At 51.7% G+C, this 1,009-nt stretch carries 2 protein-coding genes; one reads left to right on the top strand and one right to left on the bottom strand.

The annotated features are described in order from the left end of the window. Positions 1–190, bottom strand: a 190-nt coding sequence (locus tag DFP77_RS19705) for a hypothetical protein (protein WP_220235567.1), incomplete at its 3' end; no start/stop codon positions are given. 40 nt (positions 191–230) lie between these two features. Here DFP77_RS19705 and DFP77_RS19455 point away from each other — a divergent pair. Then, a partial coding sequence (locus DFP77_RS19455) for a reverse transcriptase N-terminal domain-containing protein (protein WP_181858603.1) occupies positions 231–1,009 on the top strand: 779 nt, incomplete at its 3' end.

The raw sequence follows: 1,009 nt of genomic DNA, 5'->3' as shown, positions 1-1,009 counted from the left end.
CGCTCTGAAATACATGCGGAACAGGGTAAGTCCGTAGTACTGCCATAGTTGGCAGATGAACCGTGAGGAACATTGTTGGTACTGCGGATAAAGGAATGTGGAAAAAGCGAATGCCTCTCTGTAATCGAGAGAATACGGGTTGAAACATCACTCGGCGCGAAAGCGAGCAGACTTCCACGAGGTCTTTCATAGCGAGATAACTTGAAAAATTGTTTAACGGAGGAAAGCAGATGACAGCATCGGCAATCAGCGCGAAGACGCCGGTCTCAGGTGTGGGTGCACCTTCGCACGCAGAATTGATATGGCTCTGGGCAGACTGGTGTCATATCGAGAAAGACGTGAGGCGACTCCAAGTGCGTATCGCTAAAGCAACACAGGAAGGTAGATGGGGCAAAGTGAAAGCCTTGCAGCGCCTACTAACCCGCTCCTTTTACAGCAAAATGCTTGCTGTAAAACGGGTGACGGAAAATCGAGGTAAAAGAACACCGGGGATCGACGGCAAGATATGGTCGACTCCGGCCGCCAAATCAAAGGGAGCACTCACGTTAAAGCATCGCGGCTATCAACCGCAACCGCTAAGACGTATCTACATACCCAAGAGCAATGGAAAGAAGCGTCCTCTTGGGATACCGACAATGCGAGACAGAGCGATGCAATCCTTATGGAAATTAGCGCTGGAACCTGTTGCAGAGACCCAAGCAGACCCGAACTCCTATGGTTTTAGGCCCGAGCGTTCAACGGCAGACGCCATCGCACATTGTTTCAATGCACTCGCAAAGCGAACATCCGCTACGTGGGTGCTGGAGGGCGACATTCGCGGCTGTTTCGACAACATCAGTCACGATTGGCTGCTCAGAAACATCACCATGGATAAAGTCGTGCTGCGTAAATGGCTTGAAGCAGGGTATGTAGAGAAAGGAGCCTTATTCGCTACCGAGGCCGGTACGCCGCAAGGCGGAATCATCTCCCCGGTACTGGCGAATTTGACGTTGGATGGGCTAGAGCAGGC

This window comes from Marinomonas foliarum (assembly GCF_003337275.1).
GTDB lineage: Bacteria > Pseudomonadota > Gammaproteobacteria > Pseudomonadales > Marinomonadaceae > Marinomonas > Marinomonas foliarum.
The sequence above is the reverse complement of the archived record's forward strand: the minus strand, read 5'-3'. Positions and strand labels throughout refer to the sequence as shown.